Raw genomic sequence first — 17,815 nt, 5'->3', positions numbered from 1 at the left:
TTTGTGCTCCCCTCTTACTTTATAGGGACACTCCATAAAATTTGGATGCTTACTAAAAAAAGAAACATGTAGTAGCAAATGTAGAGGGAGATTTTTATATGGTATTACTTTTTGTTGTACAAACTCTTATAATAATAGGTAATGATATCTATTTTGATGAATCAGTGAATAGGGTGTCAGTAGGTGGTATGAGCGAAATAAATGCTCAGTTATTACAATGAGATAAGCATCCTTAAAACTTGCTCAAATTATCTCAATCTAGCTACATGAGAAGTAGATTCGAAAAAAATTATTAAATGAGGTATATAACATGATTAACTTCCAAGATAAAGTAAGCTTCATTTGGTCAATTGCTGAGATATTACGTGGACCTTATAAACCAGAAGACTACGGTAAAATCATTTTGCCATTAGCAGTATTACGTCGTTTTGACTGCGTATTAGAGAGCACAAAAGAAGAAGTATTAGCGAAGGCAGAGCAGTTTGCTACGATGAAAGAAGATGCTCGTGAGCAGATTTTAAATCGTGTCTCAAAGCAAAACTTCCATAACACTAGCAAATATGATTTCAACAAGCTATTAACAGATTCAGATAACATTGCGGATAACTTACGTGATTATATAAATGGTTTTTCAAAAGTGGCTCGTGATATTATGGATCACTTTGACTTTGATCGCCAAATTGATAAGCTCGAACAAAATAACTTGTTGTACTTAACGATTAAACGCTTTAGTGAAATCGACTTACATCCAGAAACAGTGTCAAATATTGAGATGGGCTATGTATTTGAGGAATTAATTCGTCGTTTCAATGAAAATGCAGAAGCAGGGGATCACTATACGCCACGTGAAGTAATTCGCCTTATGACGCACTTATTATTCTTACATGACGATGCCAGCATTTTAACGAAGCCAGGTTTAACACAAACCTTGTATGACTGTGCAGCTGGTACCGGTGGGATGGGTTCTGTAGCACAAGAGTATTTACTAAGTCAAAACCCAACAGCACACTTAGAGTTCTTCGGCCAAGAAATTAATCCTGAATCATATGCGATTTGTAAAGCAGACTTGCTGATTAAGGGGGAAGACGCGCGTAACATTCGTTTGGGGAATACGTTATCAAAAGACCAATTCCCACGTGATAAATTCGATTACTTAATTTCAAATCCGCCATACGGAGTAGACTGGAAATCGTATGAGAAGCCAATTAAAGAAGAACATGAGAAACAAGGGTTTAACGGTCGTTTTGGTCCAGGTACACCAAGAACGAGTGATGGACAGCTACTATTCTTAATGCACTTACTTTCAAAAATGAAGCCAGTCACAGCAGAAAATCCACAAGGCTCTCGTTTAGCCATCATTATGAATGGTTCGCCGTTATTTACCGGTGATGCAGGCTCTGGTGAGAGCGAAATTCGTAAGTATCTGCTTGAAAACGACTTAGTAGAAGGTATTGTAGCATTGCCGAACGATCTTTTCTACAACACAGGCATCGCAACATACATTTGGATTTTGACGAACAATAAAGCACCACTTCATAAAGGGAAAGTACGTTTAGTCAATGCTGTGGATTTCTCAAAAAAAATGAAGAAGTCGATGGGTAGCAAACGTAACGAAATTACAGAAGAGCAAATTAATGAGATTGTTCGTTTATACGGTGATGCACAGCCAAATGAGTACGTGAAGATTTTTGATAATGAGGACTTCGGCTACGCAAAAATTACAGTAGAACGTCCATTACGTTTAAACTTCCAAGTCAATGAAGAGCGTCTTGCTCGTGTTGCAGAGGGAAAAGGTTTTGCAAACTTAGCAACCTCAAAGAAAAAAGGCGATGCAGGTCACTTTGAAATTGAGGAAGGTAAAAAGCTGCAAACTCAAATTTTATATGTTTTACGCACATTAGAAAGTGAAACAGTATATAAAAATCGTGACGAGTTCACGAAAGTATTAAAAGATGCATTGAAGCAAGCCGGTATTACTATCGGAGCACCTGTATTGAAAGCAATTTTAGCTGGTCTATCTGAAAAAGATGAAACAGCCGATATATGTATGAAAAATAAAACAGACATCGAGCCAGATACAGACTTACGTGATACTGAAAATGTACCATTAAAAGAGAACATTCATGACTATTTTGCACGTGAAGTATTACCACATGTACCAGATGCATGGATTGATGAAACAAAAACAAAAATCGGCTACGAAATTCCATTCACTCGCCAGTTCTACAAATACACAGCACTACGCAGCTCAACTGAAATTATGGACGAGATTCGTGCATTAGAAGCAGAGATTGTTGAGCAATTGAAGAAGGTGATGGAATGAAGTTAAACGAATCTAATATTCAAGGGGTAGGCGCTATTCCATCACATTGGAATATTAAAAAATTAAAACATTGTCTACTACCAGGAAGTGAAGGAATAAAGATAGGGCCATTCGGTAGTGCATTAAAATCAGAGATACTTATTACTGAAGGATATAAAGTTTACGGTCAAGAAAATTTGATAAAAGATGATTTTACTTTAGGTCATAGATTTATAAGTGAAGAGAAATTTAACGAGTTAAAGTCTTATGAAATTATAGAGAACGATGTTTTAATTTCAATGATGGGTACTGTAGGTAAGTGTAAAGTTGTTCCATCGATTATTGAAAAAGGGATTATGGATTCTCATCTTATTCGAATTCGATTTAACGAGAGTATTATATTACCAGAATTTGCAGCCTACTTGATACAAGATTCGATTTATATCAAAGTACAAATTGACTTAAATAGTAAAGGTTCAATCATGTCTGGGTTAAATTCAAGTATCATAAAAAATCTTAAATTAATTCTCCCACCTATAGAAGAGCAAAGAATTATTTTAAAATATATTAGCAGAAAGAATATGCAGCTATATCAATTGTCGAATTCGAAAAATATCTTAATTAATTTATTGAATGAACAACGCCAATCAATCATTACAGAAGCTGTTACAAAAGGTTTAAATCCGAATGTGAAAATGAAAAATTCAGGAATAGAGTGGATTGGTGAAATTCCTGAGCATTGGGATATGAAGAAAGTAAAATATACATTTAACAATCTAGATTACAAACGTATTCCATTAAGTTCAGAAGAACGAGGGAAAATGACTGAAAAAGTTTATGATTATTATGGGGCATCTGGAGTAATAGATAAGGTTGATTATTACTTATTTGATGAAACTCTAATTTTAATAGGGGAAGACGGTGCTAATTTATTTTCTCGCTCAACACCATTAGCTTTTCTAGCAAGAGGAAAGTATTGGGTAAATAATCATGCTCATATATTGAAACCAAAAAATGGAGACATAGACTATTTTGTGAATCTATTAGAAAGTATTGATTATAGTATATATATTAGTGGTTCGGCGCAGCCTAAATTAACTCAAGAAGCATTAGGAAATATAACTCTACCGTTGCCGCCAATCGAAGAACAAAGTGAAATTGGTGAATTAGTTAAGAATGTGTTAATTGAACATAAAGAAATTATTTCTACGTTAAAAAACCAAATCGAAAAACTAAAAGAATACCGCCAATCCCTTATCTACGAAGCAGTAACAGGCAAAATCGATGTACGTGATATGGAACTTGATGAAGTGAGGTGAATGGTAATGGCGATCGATACTACAGAAACAGGTTTTGAGACAAATATCGAATTAGCATTAATCGCGAATGGCTTTAAAAAGCGTGTGTTAGAAGGTGAGGCAAGTAGCTCTTTCAAACAGCATGCCATCGATGTTGAAGAGCTATTTGCATTTTTAGAAGATACGCAGGAAAAGCGGATGCGTACGTTAGAAAAATCGTATGGTCCTACTTATAAAGAACAAGTGTTAAAGCGCATTAAAGACCAGCTACATAAACAAGGTTTGGTTGAATGTTTACGTAAAGGGATTAAAGATCGTGGTGTCACATTACAACTTGCGTATAACCAGCCACCCACCGATATGAATAAAACATTAAATGAACAGTATGGGAAAAACCGTTTTAATGTTGCTCGCCAAGTGTTTTACAGTGATAAGCATAACAATAGCTTAGATATGGTGCTGTTTTTAAACGGTTTACCACTTGTAGTAATGGAGCTGAAAAATCCATTAACAAATCAAACAGTTGAAGATGCGATGAAACAATTAAAGAATGATCGTGATCCACGTGAGCAGCTATTTAAATTTAATGAGCGTGTTGCTGTCTACTTTGCCGTTGACCCAGATGAAGTGTTTATGACAACAAAGCTTGATAAAGGCAATACGTACTTCCTCCCATTTAACAAAGGCAATAATGGTGGGAAAGGTAATCCGTTAACTTATGGTGACAATTATCGTTCTCATTATTTATGGGAAGAAATTTTAGCTCCAGATAGCTTGCTCGACATTTTATACCGCTTCATCTTTATTAAGAAAGACGACATTAAAGATTCAAACGGTGAAACAATAGGTGAGCGTCAAATGCTCATTTTCCCCCGTTTCCATCAGCTTGATGTTGTACGTAAGTTAGAAGCAGATGTTGCACAAAAGCTTGTCGGTCATAATTATTTAATCCAGCACTCTGCGGGATCGGGTAAGACGAACTCGATTTCGTGGCTTGCACACCGTTTAGCGAAGTTACATAACGAGGACAATGAATCAATTTTTAGTAGTGTAATCGTAATTACCGATCGCCGAGTATTAGATAAGCAATTGCAAGATGCAGTGTATCAGCTGGAGCATAAAGCAGGGATGGTAGAGCCGATTGATAAAGATTCAGAGCAATTAGCACGTGCCATAAATAATGAGACACGTATTATTATTACGACGCTTCAAAAGTTCCCATTCATTTTAGAGAAAGTAGCGGGCTTAGAGCATAAAAAGTATGCGGTCATTATTGATGAGGCGCACTCATCCCAGGGTGGTAAAGCTTCAACTGCATTAACGAATGTGTTATCGGATAAAACGTTAGAAGCAGCTTATGAGGAAGATCGTATTGCGGAAGAAAACTTAGGTGATGTGGACGAAAAGATCGTTGAAGCCATCATGAAAAGTGGTAAACAAGATAACGTATCTTTCTTTGCGTTTACGGCGACACCAAAGCCAAAGACATTAGAGAAGTTCGGTACAATTGGCATAGATGGCAAGCCAGCTGCATTCCATCAATACACAATGCGCCAAGCGATTGAAGAAGGCTTTATTTTAGACGTACTTGAAAATTATACGACCTATAAAACGTTCTGGAAAATTGCAAAGACAGTTGAAGATGATCCAGAGGTATCAAAAAAACAAGCTACTAAAAAGCTAGCACAATACGTGTCACTACATCCACATAGCATCGCACAAAAAACAGAAATTATTATCGAGCATTATCGCAATTTCGTACAGCGCAAAATTGGCGGCCGTGCAAAGGCAATGGTTGTTACAGCAAGCCGTTTACACGCAGTACGTTACAAAATGGCTTTCGATAAGTATATTAATGAAATGGGCTACGATGATTTAAAAACAGTAGTTGCTTTCTCCGGTACTGTGAAAGATGGTGAGATTCATTATACTGAGTCAGAAATGAATCAGTTCTCTGAAAAAGAGTTACCTGAAAAATTTAATTCTGATGAATACAAAGTGCTACTGGTTGCAGAGAAATATCAAACTGGATTTGATGAACCACTGTTGCACACAATGTATGTAGATAAGCCATTAAGCGGTATTAAGGCAGTGCAAACACTATCTCGTTTAAATCGCACATGCCCTGGTAAGGACGATACATTTGTTTTGGATTTTGTAAATGATCCAGAAGACATAAAAGCGTCTTTCCAGCCTTATTATGAATCGACAAGTCTAACAAAAATTTCTGATCCGAATATCCTTTATGATATGCAGGCCGAGCTAGAGCCATATCAAGTATTTACTGAGGAAGAGGTGCAAAAGGTAAATGAGCTTGAAGTAACGGGCGGTGTGAAGAAGTCTACGAAGGCTCAAGCCGAGTTAAATGCGCTTCTCGATAAAGGTGTGGAGCGTTTTAAAAAACTTTCGGGAGAAGAACAATTCGCATTTAAACAAGTGGCTACGAAATTTATACGTACTTATGGCTTTGTGCTACAAGTTGTAACATTTATTGATTTAGATCTACACAAGCAATATATTTACCTGACGTACTTGTTACGTAAATTGCCACGTGGTCGAGGAGATAAGGACGTTTACTTGGCGGATGATGTAGCACTTGAATACTACCGCAATCAAAAAGTATTTGAAGGCAGCATTGAGCTTGAGAAAACGGGTGGATACGACTTAGATCCTCATGAACATGGTGCTGGTGGTGCAGCTGAAGATGAAAAGGTTCGTTTATCGAGCGTGTTAGAAAAGTTAAATGAGCGCTTTGGCACGCAATTCACAGAAACAGATTTCCTTTCTCGCGAGCAAGTGAAAGAGGATATGTTAAATGACGAAGACATTCGTCAAAAAGCAAAAAACAACACAAAAGAAAACTTCAAATTCGCCTTTGAAAAATCCTTTATGGACTTCGTTATTGACCGTATGAGCAGCAATCAAGAGTTCTTTATGAAGATTTTAGAGAACGACGAGTTTAAGGCTTATATTATGGAAGATATGATGAATGAAGTTTATGGAGAAGTGAATAGTTAGCTCTTTAGTTTGGACGGAGTTATGATTTTAATCTTTTAAGGTTAGTCTTCGCTCCGTTACATATATTATTTACAGAAAGGAAGTTTTATATTGACGCATTATTACGATTCTAATAAAGTAGATATTTCGTCTATTACTATTGATGATAGGCAAAATATTATACCGGGTGTAAATTTAAGATATAGCTTATCAATTCCTTTTAAAAATCGAATGGAAATGGAAGGTATTACTGTTACAGTAATATTAATGAATCCATCGGAAGCTGATTCAAATATTTCAGATAGAACTGTAAATAAATTAATTGATTTTTTCTATTGTTATACCCATGAGAAAATTCAAGTAAAAAAACTTTACGTAGGAAATGTTATACCTATCTATGCTCCAAATCCAGCAGACATCTCAGCAAAATTGAAAAGTATTCACGGTGCAAATCTATTAAATCATGTTCAAAAGAATAATATTAATACTGTTAGTTCAATGATAAATGATTCAGATATAGTTGTCCTTGCATGGGGGAAACCAAATGTGAAAACTGTACACAACCTTTATTACTATTCTCAAGTATATAAAATCATAGAGGTAATTTCGAATACTGATAAAGATATTTTTGTATTTAATATGGGAAATACAAACACAATCTTAACAGAACATGGCGACCCGAGACATGCTGGACGGTCAGCAACTTTAATTGATTTAATCAAAATAAATAGTAATGAATTATTGGGGTTAGCGTGAAATATCGGAATTTACGGATACAATTGAAAAGATTTCAATATCAAAAATAGCCCAGCAGTAAAGAGCTGAGCCATTTTTGATTTATAGACTGAAGTAGTTTATTACAAAATCTTTGTCTTTCTTATCTTCAGGCAAGATACCTAAATTCTTATATTCCCATACCACTTGCCGTTGTGATCCGTTTAAGTCTGAGGCGATGACATCGGTGTAATCATAGTCTATTGAGAATTTACCAGTATTCTCTAGTTTAAACGTTAAATTGGTCCAAGTATCTTGGTTGTTTGCTTTAAATTCTTCTCTTAACTCCTCGAATAACTCTTGAAGTTCGATTAATAAACTCACGTATATTTTTTTACTAACATCGAATTGTTTCGGTATATCATGAGAATAGATATACTCTTCACTTTGTGGTGTATTGAAGAAAAAGTAAACTTCTGATGAATCATCTAATATTTCCGCATAAAGAATGATTTTTGTCCATTCAGATGGAATCATTTCATTAAGCTGTTCTGCTATTTGTTGATTTAACTGTCCCATATCAGAAACTAATTTAAATTTTTCCTTCGTTAGTCTTGATATAATCCTCTAAAAAGTCTCTTACCGTTTTCCTTTTTGGCATTAAACCTAGATTTTTATACACCCAAACAGCCTTTCTTTGAGATCCATTTAGCTCTGAAGCAATTACATCTTCATAATTATAATCTATAGAAAACTGGCCTGTCCTATCTAGTTTCAAAGTCAAGTTCGTCCAAGTTTCTGGATTATTTTTCTCATATTCTTCTCGTAATTCTTCGAATGATTCTTGAAGTTCGATTAATAAATCATCATAAATATCTTCGCTTACATTAAAATGTTCTGGAATGTTATGTGAGTATAGGAATTCATTCTTGCCCGGTATATTAAAATAAAAATATACTTCCGAAGAGTCGTCTAATATCTCAGCGTAAAGATATACGTTTTCCCATTCAGATGGAATCATTTCATTTATCTGATTTGCTATTCTTTGATACAAGTCTCCCATTTTTGGTGTGTCCATGATCTCAACCTCCGGATTGATTTTTTATTGTTACTTTTTCAAAATCAGCATCTCCAATTCTGAACTTAACAATAAATTTGTCTGGTCTTAGTGAATCACCTTTATATATGGCTTTTATATTAACGTTAACTTTTTGCGGAGGTTCTTCTTTAAGAGCCTTTGCCCATTCCTGCTCCATTTCATACCATCTGCCGCCGCTCCTATTAATCTGAGAATTCATCGGCACGATATTGTCAAACTGGCCTGAGCCTTTGAATTGGGTGGCGATTAAATGCCCGCCATCATCGTCAGGCTTTCGGTCTTGGGGCTTTCCAGCATGCGACTGTGCATATTGGTTTCGTTTTGCTTCTCCTAGCTGCAAGTCTGCTTTAACACTTGTAATTCTACCATAGTTGTCAGTGGTGTACGTGTAGCCTTCTTTTGTTTTGTAGATGATATTAGGCTTCAGCACTTTCTTTCTGCTCCATCTTGCGTAGTGCTCGCCGTATTTGACGGTTACCGGCGGTACAACTGGCGCTGGAGTTCGTCTTCCGCTTGATGACGTTCCGTATGGTTTCGGAAGGATGACCTTGGCGAATTTTTGCAGTCCCTCTTTAAGTGTGACCCCGTTGACTGCGTTGTAAGGAACGCCTGCCGGCACTAAATCGTGACGGGGATGATAGGGGAGAATATCCGCAAGTGTGAGATCTCCGATTTGATTTAATTTGGTTTTGACGTGTTTTTTTGATACTTCTATGCCTTTGTTTACTTTTTGTTTGATGTGATCAATGGTTTGTTTTGAGACCGTTATGGCTTTTTGTGCTGTTGCTGATTTGCTTGCTGCTGTTTTAACTTTGGTCGTCACTTTAGTGGCTGTGCCAGTTTTTGAGACGGCTCCTACGCCTTTTGTGCCGACAATTGATGTGACAACCGTGCCAACCGCATATGACACCCATCTTGCTCTTGAGTACGTGTCACCATTTACCATGTCTTTTTGGTATGATTCTTCGATTGCTGCTGAAATGGCTTCATACGTTTTGATCGGGTGAGCCACAGCTCCTGTAATGGCTTCAACGGTTCCGCCCGGATCTGTGACCATATCCCACAGGCCTACGACCGCGTCTTTTCCGGAATCATAAAGGCCGACGGCAACCCCTTTGAAGCCCGCTTCAAGCTCACGCGTGTTTTCGATCTGGGTGAAATATCTTTGCTGTTCTGCTGTCAGATTTTCATAGCCGATCGTTTTTGCCATTTCGTAGAATTCATCGGCATCCGCATAATCGTAGTTTTTCAGTCTTTCTTTCAGTTTTTCAATCTCGCGTTCCTTCGCTTCCTCTTTCTTAATCTTCAAGTAAGCCTCAGTCCGCTTTTCAATGTCGCCTTTTTTCTTATGTATGTCACTCTCACGGTACGCCTTGGCGTTGTAGTGGATGGGTGTGGCGTTTTTGCCTTTGCCCGTTGCTTCTTGGAGCTTTTGGAAGTCGGACTTGATGAATTGTTCATTTGGTTCTGACAGGGCGTATTCTGTCTTTAGGTCTTCGTCCAAGGCGTCCAATTTTTCCAGTGTTTTTTTGCGTTTGTCGTTGGCATCTGCCAGCTCGTCGTTGAAGGTTTCTGTTGAAAACAGGTCGAGCGGGAGGATGTTGTCGATATCGTTCAGGATGTCTTTCATCGCTTTTTTCTGTTCGGACATGATGGATTTCGATTTTTTATGGGCATTTGCCAGTTCGTGCTCCAGGAAGGATTCTTCGATGTATGCGTCTGAGAGGCCTTTGTCTTCGGCTGCTCCGGCGATGCTGTTGAAAAATGCGATTTTCATGTCGATGTAGTCGATCCATTGGTCGGTGACGCCAACGTGGTCGTGATAGAAGGCTTTGATGTTGCTGGCGCCTTTTCCTGAGAATTCGCTGTCGCCAAGATCGGCGACGCTTTTTAATGCTTTTCTCAAGTTGACCATTTGCGTTCTTAGTTCTTTATACTCTTTCGCGCGGTCTGTCGCTTCAGAAAGCAGTGTTTTCACTTCAAGTACTTTCATGACCATTTCCCTTCTTTTGTTCGCTCAATATCAAAATTTTACCACGGAGCAGGATAAGAATGGCTGTGGAAACGTGTTTCGATGGAAAAATGAGTCATTTGGCATGTGTCTTTATTCACGAAGGGATTGTGTAAACATAGTCGAAATGATTATTGATAGACAGTTAAAGGAGCATTTTGATGAAGAAAAAACGCATTATATTCGGTTTATTAGGGTTTATGATATGCATCATCCTGTTTGCTCTGTATCTTCAGTTACAAATAAAAGCAATATTCCTGTCAAAACTTCCGCCATTCATCTCGAAGAAGACCGCATCTATTTTATCTATTCCAACCCTCTCATAAAAGAAAGCACGCTGCTCTCAACCTCAACAGGCGAAAGATTTAATAGGCGCACGTTCAAGGTGGCGGATGTGCCGTACATCCAAACGAAGTCTTACGCATCAACAGACATTGTATTATTAGCGGAACATGAGTCCTTTTATTACACGCTGGAGAAGGATGCCATAAAAAAGCATCCGCTATCAAATCCATTTTCGTTTTGGTATGAGGGGAAGGATGTTTCTGTTAAGGCCTATAACGTTGATACGACGGGGAATGACGTGCATATAAACGACAAAAAAACGAAAAAGGAATATAGCCTCACCTTGCCTTCACTTGTCACGATGGGGTCGAGTGACGCGAATTATATTTATGTGATTCAAGGCATGGCTATTTACGTGATCGACAGAAACACAGAGGAAATCATTGAGACCCTAAGTTTAGCCTCGTATGGGGATAAATTCGCAGACTCAGTCGATTTTATTGTCGCGAGCTCGCAGCACGAACTGACTGTGATTGAAAAAGAGACATGGAAAACGACATATATTCCGTATCCTGATGATCTTGAATACGCTGATACCGTGTACTATGACAAAGAAAGCGGCAGTTTTTACGTGGCGTACGAAGACAAAGAGGGTGAAGCGAACTTGCTGGAATATGGGAAGGATTTTTCTTTTCATACATACAGCTTGAAATTCCCTTATATGGAGGCAAAGTTTAAGGGGAATCAACTTTATGTTGTTGCTCAGGAAGAGCATAAAAAGGGCATCGGCGGGTACGTGGGTGTGTTTGATATCCATTCTAAGGAGATGCTTTATCAGTTTGATTTGCCTGAGGAACAAGTGAAGGTTCAGGATTTTGTTGTGGTTGACATTAAGTGAGATATGGGACCTTGCATAAAGGGTCCTTTTTTGCCGAGAAAAACAAATTGACAGGATGAAAAAACAATTTCTTCCTTCTGTGTTGTTTTCAAAATTTGGGATTGATAGAATATGACATATCTTATAGAGAGGGAGGGAAGACGTTGAGTCAAGCCATACCGTCTTCGCGTGTTGGTGTTAAGATTAATGAATGGTACAAGATGATTCGCCAGTTCAGTGTTCCGGATGCTGAGGTTTTGAAAGCAGAGGTGGAGCAGGACATTCAGCAGATGGAAGAAAACCAGGATTTACTGATCTATTATTCTCTGATGTGTTTTCGGCACCAGCTGATGCTGGATTATTTGGAGCCGGGACAAACATACGGAAATCGCCCTACCGTGACAGAGCTTCTGGAAACAATTGAAACTCCTCAGAAAAAACTCACAGGCCTTTTGAAATACTACTCTTTGTTTTTCCGCGGCATGTATGAATTTGATCAGAAAGAATATGTTGAAGCGATCGGGTTTTATCGCGAGGCGGAGAAAGAACTGCCGTTTGTGTCAGATGAAATTGAGAAAGCGGAATTCCACTTTAAAGTGGCAGAAGCGTACTACCATATGAAGCAAACCCATGTGTCGATGCATCATATTCTTCAAGCCTTAGACATTTATCAAAACCATCCCCTATACAGCATTAGAACCATACAAAGCTTGTTTGTGATCGCCGGCAACTATGATGATTTCAAACATTACGGTAAAGCGCTTCCGCATTTAGAAGCGGCACTGGAATTGGCAATGGATATTCAAAACGACCGATTTATCGCCATTTCTCTATTGAACATCGCGAACAGTTATGACAGATCAGGAGACGATCATATGGCTATAGAACATTTCCAAAAAGCTGCGAAAGTAAGCAGAGAGAAAGTCCCTGATCTGCTTCCGAAAGTCTTGTTCGGGTTAAGCTGGACATTATGTAAAGCAGGACAAACACAGAAGGCGTTTCAGTTCATAGAGGAAGGATTAGAACATATTACAACCTATCCAAATGCGGGGCCTCACAAATTTTATAAAGAATTGTATCTGTTCTTGCAGGCAGTGTACATAGAGGTTGTTGACGAACACAAAATTCATGATCTTTTAAGCTATTTCGAACAAAAGAACCTGCACGCGTACATTGAAGCATGTGCCCGGAGTGCAGCCGCTGTTTTTGAAAGCCGCTGTCTTTTTGAACACGCTGCTGCGTTTTATCGGAAAGTGCTGAAAGCGCAAGATGATATTTTAAAAGGAGAGTGTTTATATGCCTATTAAGAAAAAAATGATGATGTGCCTTGCTGTTACTCTAGTTTTCGGCAGTATTTCGTTTCCTTTCTTGACACAGTCCGACGGATTTAAGGAATCAACAGATAGAAATACGACGTATATCGATCATTCCCCTTACAATCTTATGAGTGATCAGAAGAAAGCCCTTAGCTAGGGCTTTTTCTTGCTTTACGGAAGACGTTCGATTTTCCACATCACGGCATTCCTTCTATTTCTAACGCAAGACACTCGAAACAACCAAACCATTTGAGGTATAATGGATAAAGTGAATAACAGTATTTAGATTGATATATATGAAAGAGAGTGGAACATCATGGGCCGTAAGTGGAACAATATTAAAGAGAAGAAGGCGTCTAAGGACGCGAATACGAGTCGGATTTATGCGAAGTTTGGCCGTGAGATTTACGTGGCGGCGAAGCAGGGTGAGCCTGATCCGGAATCCAACCAGGCGCTGAAGGTTGTGCTTGAGCGCGCGAAGACTTACAGCGTGCCGAAAAACATCATTGAACGTGCGATTGAGAAGGCGAAGGGCGGAGCGGAAGAGAACTACGATGAACTTCGCTATGAGGGCTTCGGTCCGAACGGATCAATGATCATCGTTGATGCCCTGACGAATAATGTAAACCGTACGGCGCCGGAAGTGCGTGCAGCATTCGGGAAAAATGGCGGAAACATGGGTGTGAGCGGATCTGTTGCTTACATGTTTGATGCGACGGCTGTCATCGGTGTGGATGGCAAAACTGCTGATGAAGCGCTTGAAATCCTGATGGAAGCGGATGTCGATGTTCGTGACATTTTAGAAGAGGATGACAGTGTGATCGTATATGCCGAGCCGGATCAATTCCATGCGGTGCAGGAGGCATTTAAAAACGCGGGCGTTGAGGAATTTACAGTAGCCGAGCTGACCATGCTTGCACAAAGTGAAGTGACGCTTCCGGATGATGCGAAGGAACAGTTTGAAAAATTGATTGATGCATTAGAAGATTTAGAAGATGTTCAGCAGGTTTATCATAACGTGGATCTTGGTGAATAAAAAAGGAGCAGACTGTCATGGTCTGCTTTTGTTATTGTCCATGAAATTGTTTTATCTGTGTTTAGGCGGATGTCTATACGATCTGTAAGGCCTTCTCATACGCTGGACTGTAACCTATGTGAAGGAGAGATTGGAATGACTGATTCAAGACACATTTGCTGCGGACCCGGTTTTGGCGCTTACCCAGGCTATGGTGCAGGCAGTTCGGGATTCGGCATGTACGGAGGCGGAGGCTATCCGGGCCATGGTATGTACGGAGGCGGAGGCTATCCGGGCCATGGTATGTACGGAGGCGAAGGCTATCCGGACCATAGTATGTACACAGGGATGGGCTATCCAGGTTATGGAGGCTCAGGCTATCCTGGATATGGCATGTCTGGAGGATTCGGCGGCGGCTTCCCAAGCGGCGGCTATGGAGGCTATCCGAGCTCAATGAGTTATCCAAGTCACGGAATGCACCACGTTAATGATAGCCATCACCACCATTATCATGATGAAAATGTCGGACACCATGATCACCACCATCATGATGGAAATTATGGGCATCATCATCACCAAATGGGGCACTGGGGAAAAGACGGCCATAAATAAAAAGCGTGGTAGAACGGACACTCTTGCTGATCAAGGGTGTTTTTTTTCTTGACTGTTCAGTCTGGAAAAGGTAATATCTTCTTGTAGGAGGTGATATTCGTTTGGGAAGGAATAAAGAATTCGATACCGCACTTGTCCTGCATAGAGCGATAGAGGTTTTCGGAGAGTATGGCTACGAAGGCACTTCTCTTCAGGAGCTGCTCTCTCATTTAGGCATTGCGCGCCAAAGTTTGTATGATACGTATGGTACAAAGCGTGATTTGTTTCTGTCAGCTGTGAAAACATATCTTGAGGGGAAAAACGCTGCAGTTATCGAAAGACTTGAGGCATCTGGATCTGTAAAGGAAGCCATTCGTGATATTTTTCAGGAAGGTGTCAATGTCCTTAGGGATCCGGAACGGGCGAAGGCGTGTTACATCATTAACAGCGCGATTGAACAGATCCCGCATGATCCTGAGCTTGCCCGGTATTTTGAAAGACAGTCCAAGCAGCTTGAGGACGCTTTTTATCAGGCGCTTTTAAGGGCGAAGGATCAAGGAGAATTGACCGGTGAAGACACTGATATATTGACGCTTGCCCGGTATTTGAATCAGAGCAGGCTGTCTCTGACGTTTGTCGCTAAAGTGACGGCTGATATAGACCGGCTTCAGGATCATGTTGACGTAAGTTTATCGGTGCTTGATTAACATGTGGTAAAGAATTCTTTGCCCATGTATGCCCTTTTCGGACTGAATGGTCTAAAATAAAAATGAGGTGATGATGAATGCTGATGAATGAATTTGAAAAGGCATGTGAAACATTGAGAAAGTTTATGGCGTATATGCTTGAGAAGGACATGAAGAGCTGGACGGAGCTTTGGGATGAGAATGCCGTGTTTGAGTTTCCTTATGCGCCAGAGGGGTCACCAAAAAGGATAGAAGGAAAAGCGGCCATTTACGATTATATTAAAGATTATCCTAATCATATTCATCTTTCTTCGTTTACGGCTCCGACAGTGTACCGTTCAGCAGATACAAATACGATCATTGCGGAGTTTCAATGTGACGGCCATGTGATCGAGACTGGGCTGCCTTATCGCCAAAGCTATATCAGTGTCATCGAAACGAGAGACGGCCTCATTGTGCATTATAAGGATTACTGGAATCCGCTCGTTGTAAAAGAGGCGTTTGGAGGATCAATTTTGCAAACAGAGGAGAGTGGAAAATGATGAAACAGCAGCCGATTTTAATCACGGGCGGGACCGGCACAACTGGGAGCCGAATCGCCAACCGCTTAATAGAGCTCGGGTACAGGGTGCGGATTGCCAGCCGGAAAAAGGGCGAGCTTGCTGATGCTGAGTATGTGTATTTTGATTGGAAGGATGCCTCCAGTTTTGCGTCTGCTCTGGAACAGGTAAAACAGATCTATCTTGTTGCCCCGGTCGGTGTGTTTGATCCGGCTCCTTATGTGCTCCCGTTTCTAAAGGAGGCAAAGCGGCTCGGTACGGAGCGTGTGGTGATGCTTAGTGCGTCGGTTGTCCCTGAAGATGGCCCTGTGTTTGGTGCGCTTCATCAGGCAGTGCACAATTTTCCTGAGTGGACGGTGCTGCGGCCTTCATACTTTATGCAAAATTTCATCAATGTCCAGCATCGAATGTCTATTCAAACCGAGGGGAACATCATCACGGCTTCGGGTGAGGGAAAGCTGGGGTTTATAGACGCTGATGACATCGCAGAAACGGCTGTGCGAGCTTTGATTGATGATGTTCCTCATCAAACACATCATATTCTGACAGGACCTGAGGCGCTGAGCTATGCCGAAGCGGCGGAGATCATCGGAGCTGCGGCGGGACGCCGGGTGGAGCACGTCAGCATTTCTCATTCCGAGCTGCAAAATAGGATGGAGGCAGCAGGTTTGCCGGCGGATTATGCCCATTTTATGGCGGGGCTGGATGAAGCGATCCGTCATGGTGCGGAACATCGGGTAACGGATACAGTGAAGCGTGTGACGGGAAAAGAACCCCGTTCGCTGACTGAATTCGCGGCTGCTCATGCTGCATACTGGAAACGTTGATCTCATTTTGGACTGATTGATCTAGAAAGACCTTCGGCTCTGCCGGAGGTCTTCTTAATTATCGATTGAATTGAAACAGCTTAGCCGCGTTTTCAGTGCCGATTTTATACCGGTCCGTTTCGCTGATTGGACATTGGTCAAACCAGGAAGAGATTTCTTCCATTGTTTCATACGGATAGTCGACCGAGAAGAGGATGCGGTCTGAGCCAACCTCTAACAATGTATCAATTAAAGCCTGGGTTCTGAACACACCGCTTGTTGTAAGATAAAAGTTTTTGCGGAGGTATTCAGTTGGCGCTTTCTTATGGCTGCCGTGGGTTTCAGGACGCTGATGGCGGAGTCTGTGTTCAACCCGCGGTAATGTAAACGGCAGGCCCTCGCCTAAGTGACCAAGGATGACAGTCAAATCAGGGTATTCGTCGAAAAGGCCGCTGAGCATCAGGCGGATGGCATGTGTTGCTGTTTCAAAACCGAAGCCCCACGCTGAACCGAGGAGGCCTTCGTAGCCTTTATAGATGCGCTGCTGATGCGGCAGCGGGATACGCGGATGCAGATAGACGGGAACCTGCAGCTGTGCGGCTTTTTCCCAGAAAGGGCGTACCTGGGGTTCGTCTAAATATTGAGCGGTGTTTTCGTCCCCGATGTTGCTGTATCCATTGACCAAGGCACCCACAAAGCCGAGCTCGTTTACGACCCGTTCGAGTTCCTTCGCAGCTTCTTCAGGATCTTGAAGCGGAACTGCCGCAAACGCTGTAAATCGGCCAGGATGCTTAGAAACGAAGAATTCCGCAGCGTGATCGTTCATTTGCTTTGCGAGTTTTATAGCTCTGTCAGGATCAGTGATGCCTTCTATACCAGGCTGTGTCAATGAGAGAATTGAGGTTTGGATTCCGTTTCGATCCATGTCTTCAATTCGTTTCTCGAATTCCTGCAATCGTTTTTGGACAGCGCTGAAATACTCATCGTCAGTAAAATTGTGGCTTCCTGTAGCCGGAAAATCAGGAGATTCCCAGTGCTCTTCTAATGCGATTTTTCCTTTCATATGCCAAAGACTCCTCTCTTTATCATAAGGGTGAAATCAGATGGAGTGCACTCATTTTACGCAACGAAGCTTCGTTAAATAATTATTGAACATAATGTTCATTACTTTACACCATGTACAAGATGTACGTTCATGGTACAGTAGATTTTGGGAAAAGGTCAATAAACAGAGAACGCCCAAATGTGTAGAAGTAGA

Annotated in this window: 14 protein-coding genes and 2 pseudogenes; 12 read left to right on the top strand and 4 right to left on the bottom strand. The window is 40.6% G+C overall.

The window, feature by feature from the left end; genetic code table 11:
• Positions 1-310: 310 nt before the first annotated feature.
• The 4 genes from Q5C82_RS18090 (at position 311) to Q5C82_RS18075 (ending at position 7,353) form a co-directional block, all read left to right on the top strand.
• Positions 311-2,323, top strand: coding sequence for a class I SAM-dependent DNA methyltransferase (locus Q5C82_RS18090; RefSeq protein ID WP_003219452.1), 2,013 nt, complete (start codon positions 311-313; stop codon positions 2,321-2,323).
• Positions 2,320-3,621, top strand: coding sequence for a restriction endonuclease subunit S (locus Q5C82_RS18085; RefSeq protein WP_003219453.1), 1,302 nt, complete (start codon positions 2,320-2,322; stop codon positions 3,619-3,621). The genes Q5C82_RS18090 and Q5C82_RS18085 overlap by 4 nt, the downstream gene beginning before the upstream one ends.
• A 6-nt stretch (positions 3,622-3,627) precedes the next feature.
• Entirely contained in the window at positions 3,628-6,618 is a 2,991-nt protein-coding gene (locus tag Q5C82_RS18080) for a type I restriction endonuclease subunit R (RefSeq protein WP_003219454.1), read from the top strand.
• A 90-nt stretch (positions 6,619-6,708) separates the two neighbouring features.
• Positions 6,709-7,353 carry a DUF1643 domain-containing protein gene (locus tag Q5C82_RS18075; RefSeq protein ID WP_003219455.1) on the top strand — a complete coding sequence of 215 codons (645 nt, stop codon included), beginning with the start codon at positions 6,709-6,711 and terminating at the stop codon, positions 7,351-7,353.
• Positions 7,354-7,434: 81 nt separating this feature from the next.
• Here Q5C82_RS18075 and Q5C82_RS18070 read toward each other — a convergent pair whose 3' ends face one another.
• The 3 genes from Q5C82_RS18070 to Q5C82_RS18060 are packed head-to-tail and all read right to left on the bottom strand — an operon-like array spanning position 7,435 to position 10,403.
• Entirely contained in the window at positions 7,435-7,890 is a 456-nt protein-coding gene (locus Q5C82_RS18070; RefSeq protein ID WP_003219456.1) for an antitoxin YezG family protein, read from the bottom strand.
• 13 nt (positions 7,891-7,903) lie between these two features.
• Positions 7,904-8,389: an antitoxin YezG family protein gene (locus Q5C82_RS18065; RefSeq protein ID WP_003219457.1), complete on the bottom strand. Its 486-nt coding sequence runs from the start codon at positions 8,387-8,389 to the stop codon at positions 7,904-7,906.
• 4 nt (positions 8,390-8,393) lie between these two features.
• On the bottom strand, positions 8,394-10,403 hold the full coding sequence (locus tag Q5C82_RS18060) for a ribonuclease YeeF family protein (RefSeq protein ID WP_003219458.1): 2,010 nt from the start codon (positions 10,401-10,403) through the stop codon (positions 8,394-8,396).
• A gap of 179 nt (positions 10,404-10,582) precedes the next feature.
• On the opposite strand from Q5C82_RS18060, the pseudogene Q5C82_RS18055 reads away from it, so the two are divergent.
• From Q5C82_RS18055 to Q5C82_RS18020, 8 genes and pseudogenes are all read left to right on the top strand, one after another.
• Positions 10,583-11,604 (top strand): annotated as a pseudogene (locus tag Q5C82_RS18055) (hypothetical protein).
• Between the two features lie 143 nt (positions 11,605-11,747).
• Positions 11,748-12,890, top strand: coding sequence for a Rap family tetratricopeptide repeat protein (locus Q5C82_RS18050; protein WP_003219461.1), 1,143 nt, complete (start codon positions 11,748-11,750; stop codon positions 12,888-12,890).
• On the top strand, positions 12,880-13,056 hold the full coding sequence (locus tag Q5C82_RS18045; protein WP_003219463.1) for a hypothetical protein: 177 nt from the start codon (positions 12,880-12,882) through the stop codon (positions 13,054-13,056). Before Q5C82_RS18050 ends, Q5C82_RS18045 begins: the two co-directional genes overlap by 11 nt.
• Positions 13,057-13,215: 159 nt before the next feature.
• Positions 13,216-13,935, top strand: a complete 720-nt coding sequence (locus tag Q5C82_RS18040; RefSeq protein ID WP_003219465.1) for a YebC/PmpR family DNA-binding transcriptional regulator — start codon at positions 13,216-13,218, stop codon at positions 13,933-13,935.
• Between the two features lie 135 nt (positions 13,936-14,070).
• Positions 14,071-14,526 (top strand): hypothetical protein, encoded by a 456-nt coding sequence (locus tag Q5C82_RS18035; protein WP_003219467.1) that lies wholly within the window; start codon positions 14,071-14,073, stop codon positions 14,524-14,526.
• 101 nt (positions 14,527-14,627) lie between these two features.
• A complete protein-coding gene (locus tag Q5C82_RS18030) occupies positions 14,628-15,212 on the top strand; it encodes a TetR/AcrR family transcriptional regulator (RefSeq protein WP_003219472.1) in 585 nt (194 codons plus the stop codon).
• Positions 15,213-15,289: 77 nt separating this feature from the next.
• On the top strand, positions 15,290-15,733 hold the full coding sequence (locus Q5C82_RS18025; RefSeq protein WP_003219474.1) for a nuclear transport factor 2 family protein: 444 nt from the start codon (positions 15,290-15,292) through the stop codon (positions 15,731-15,733).
• Positions 15,730-16,598 (top strand): annotated as a pseudogene (locus Q5C82_RS18020) (NmrA family NAD(P)-binding protein). The gene Q5C82_RS18025 and the pseudogene Q5C82_RS18020 overlap by 4 nt, the downstream one beginning before the upstream one ends.
• A gap of 38 nt (positions 16,599-16,636) precedes the next feature.
• On the opposite strand, the gene Q5C82_RS18015 reads toward Q5C82_RS18020, so the two are convergent.
• Complete coding sequence (locus tag Q5C82_RS18015; RefSeq protein ID WP_003219480.1) at positions 16,637-17,620, bottom strand: amidohydrolase family protein; 984 nt, start codon at positions 17,618-17,620, stop codon at positions 16,637-16,639.
• Positions 17,621-17,815: the final 195 nt, after the last annotated feature.

It is taken from the genome of uncultured Bacillus sp. (assembly GCF_958411575.1).
Lineage (GTDB): Bacteria > Bacillota > Bacilli > Bacillales > Bacillaceae > Bacillus > Bacillus spizizenii.
This window is presented reverse-complemented; position numbering and strand designations above follow the sequence as displayed.

Bases quoted from the DNA above. Each gene is read 5' to 3' on its own strand.
- Q5C82_RS18090 (WP_003219452.1), top strand. From the start codon at position 311: ATGATTAACTTCCAAGATAAAGTAAGCTTCATTTGGTCAATTGCTGAG.
- Q5C82_RS18085 (WP_003219453.1), top strand. From the start codon at position 2,320: ATGAAGTTAAACGAATCTAATATTCAAGGGGTAGGCGCTATTCCATCA.
- Q5C82_RS18080 (WP_003219454.1), top strand. From the start codon at position 3,628: ATGGCGATCGATACTACAGAAACAGGTTTTGAGACAAATATCGAATTA.
- Q5C82_RS18070 (WP_003219456.1), bottom strand. From the start codon at position 7,890: ATGGGACAGTTAAATCAACAAATAGCAGAACAGCTTAATGAAATGATT.
- Q5C82_RS18065 (WP_003219457.1), bottom strand. From the start codon at position 8,389: ATGGACACACCAAAAATGGGAGACTTGTATCAAAGAATAGCAAATCAG.
- Q5C82_RS18060 (WP_003219458.1), bottom strand. From the start codon at position 10,403: ATGAAAGTACTTGAAGTGAAAACACTGCTTTCTGAAGCGACAGACCGC.
- Q5C82_RS18045 (WP_003219463.1), top strand. From the start codon at position 12,880: ATGCCTATTAAGAAAAAAATGATGATGTGCCTTGCTGTTACTCTAGTT.
- Q5C82_RS18040 (WP_003219465.1), top strand. From the start codon at position 13,216: ATGGGCCGTAAGTGGAACAATATTAAAGAGAAGAAGGCGTCTAAGGAC.
- Q5C82_RS18035 (WP_003219467.1), top strand. From the start codon at position 14,071: ATGACTGATTCAAGACACATTTGCTGCGGACCCGGTTTTGGCGCTTAC.
- Q5C82_RS18025 (WP_003219474.1), top strand. From the start codon at position 15,290: ATGCTGATGAATGAATTTGAAAAGGCATGTGAAACATTGAGAAAGTTT.
- Q5C82_RS18015 (WP_003219480.1), bottom strand. From the start codon at position 17,620: ATGAAAGGAAAAATCGCATTAGAAGAGCACTGGGAATCTCCTGATTTT.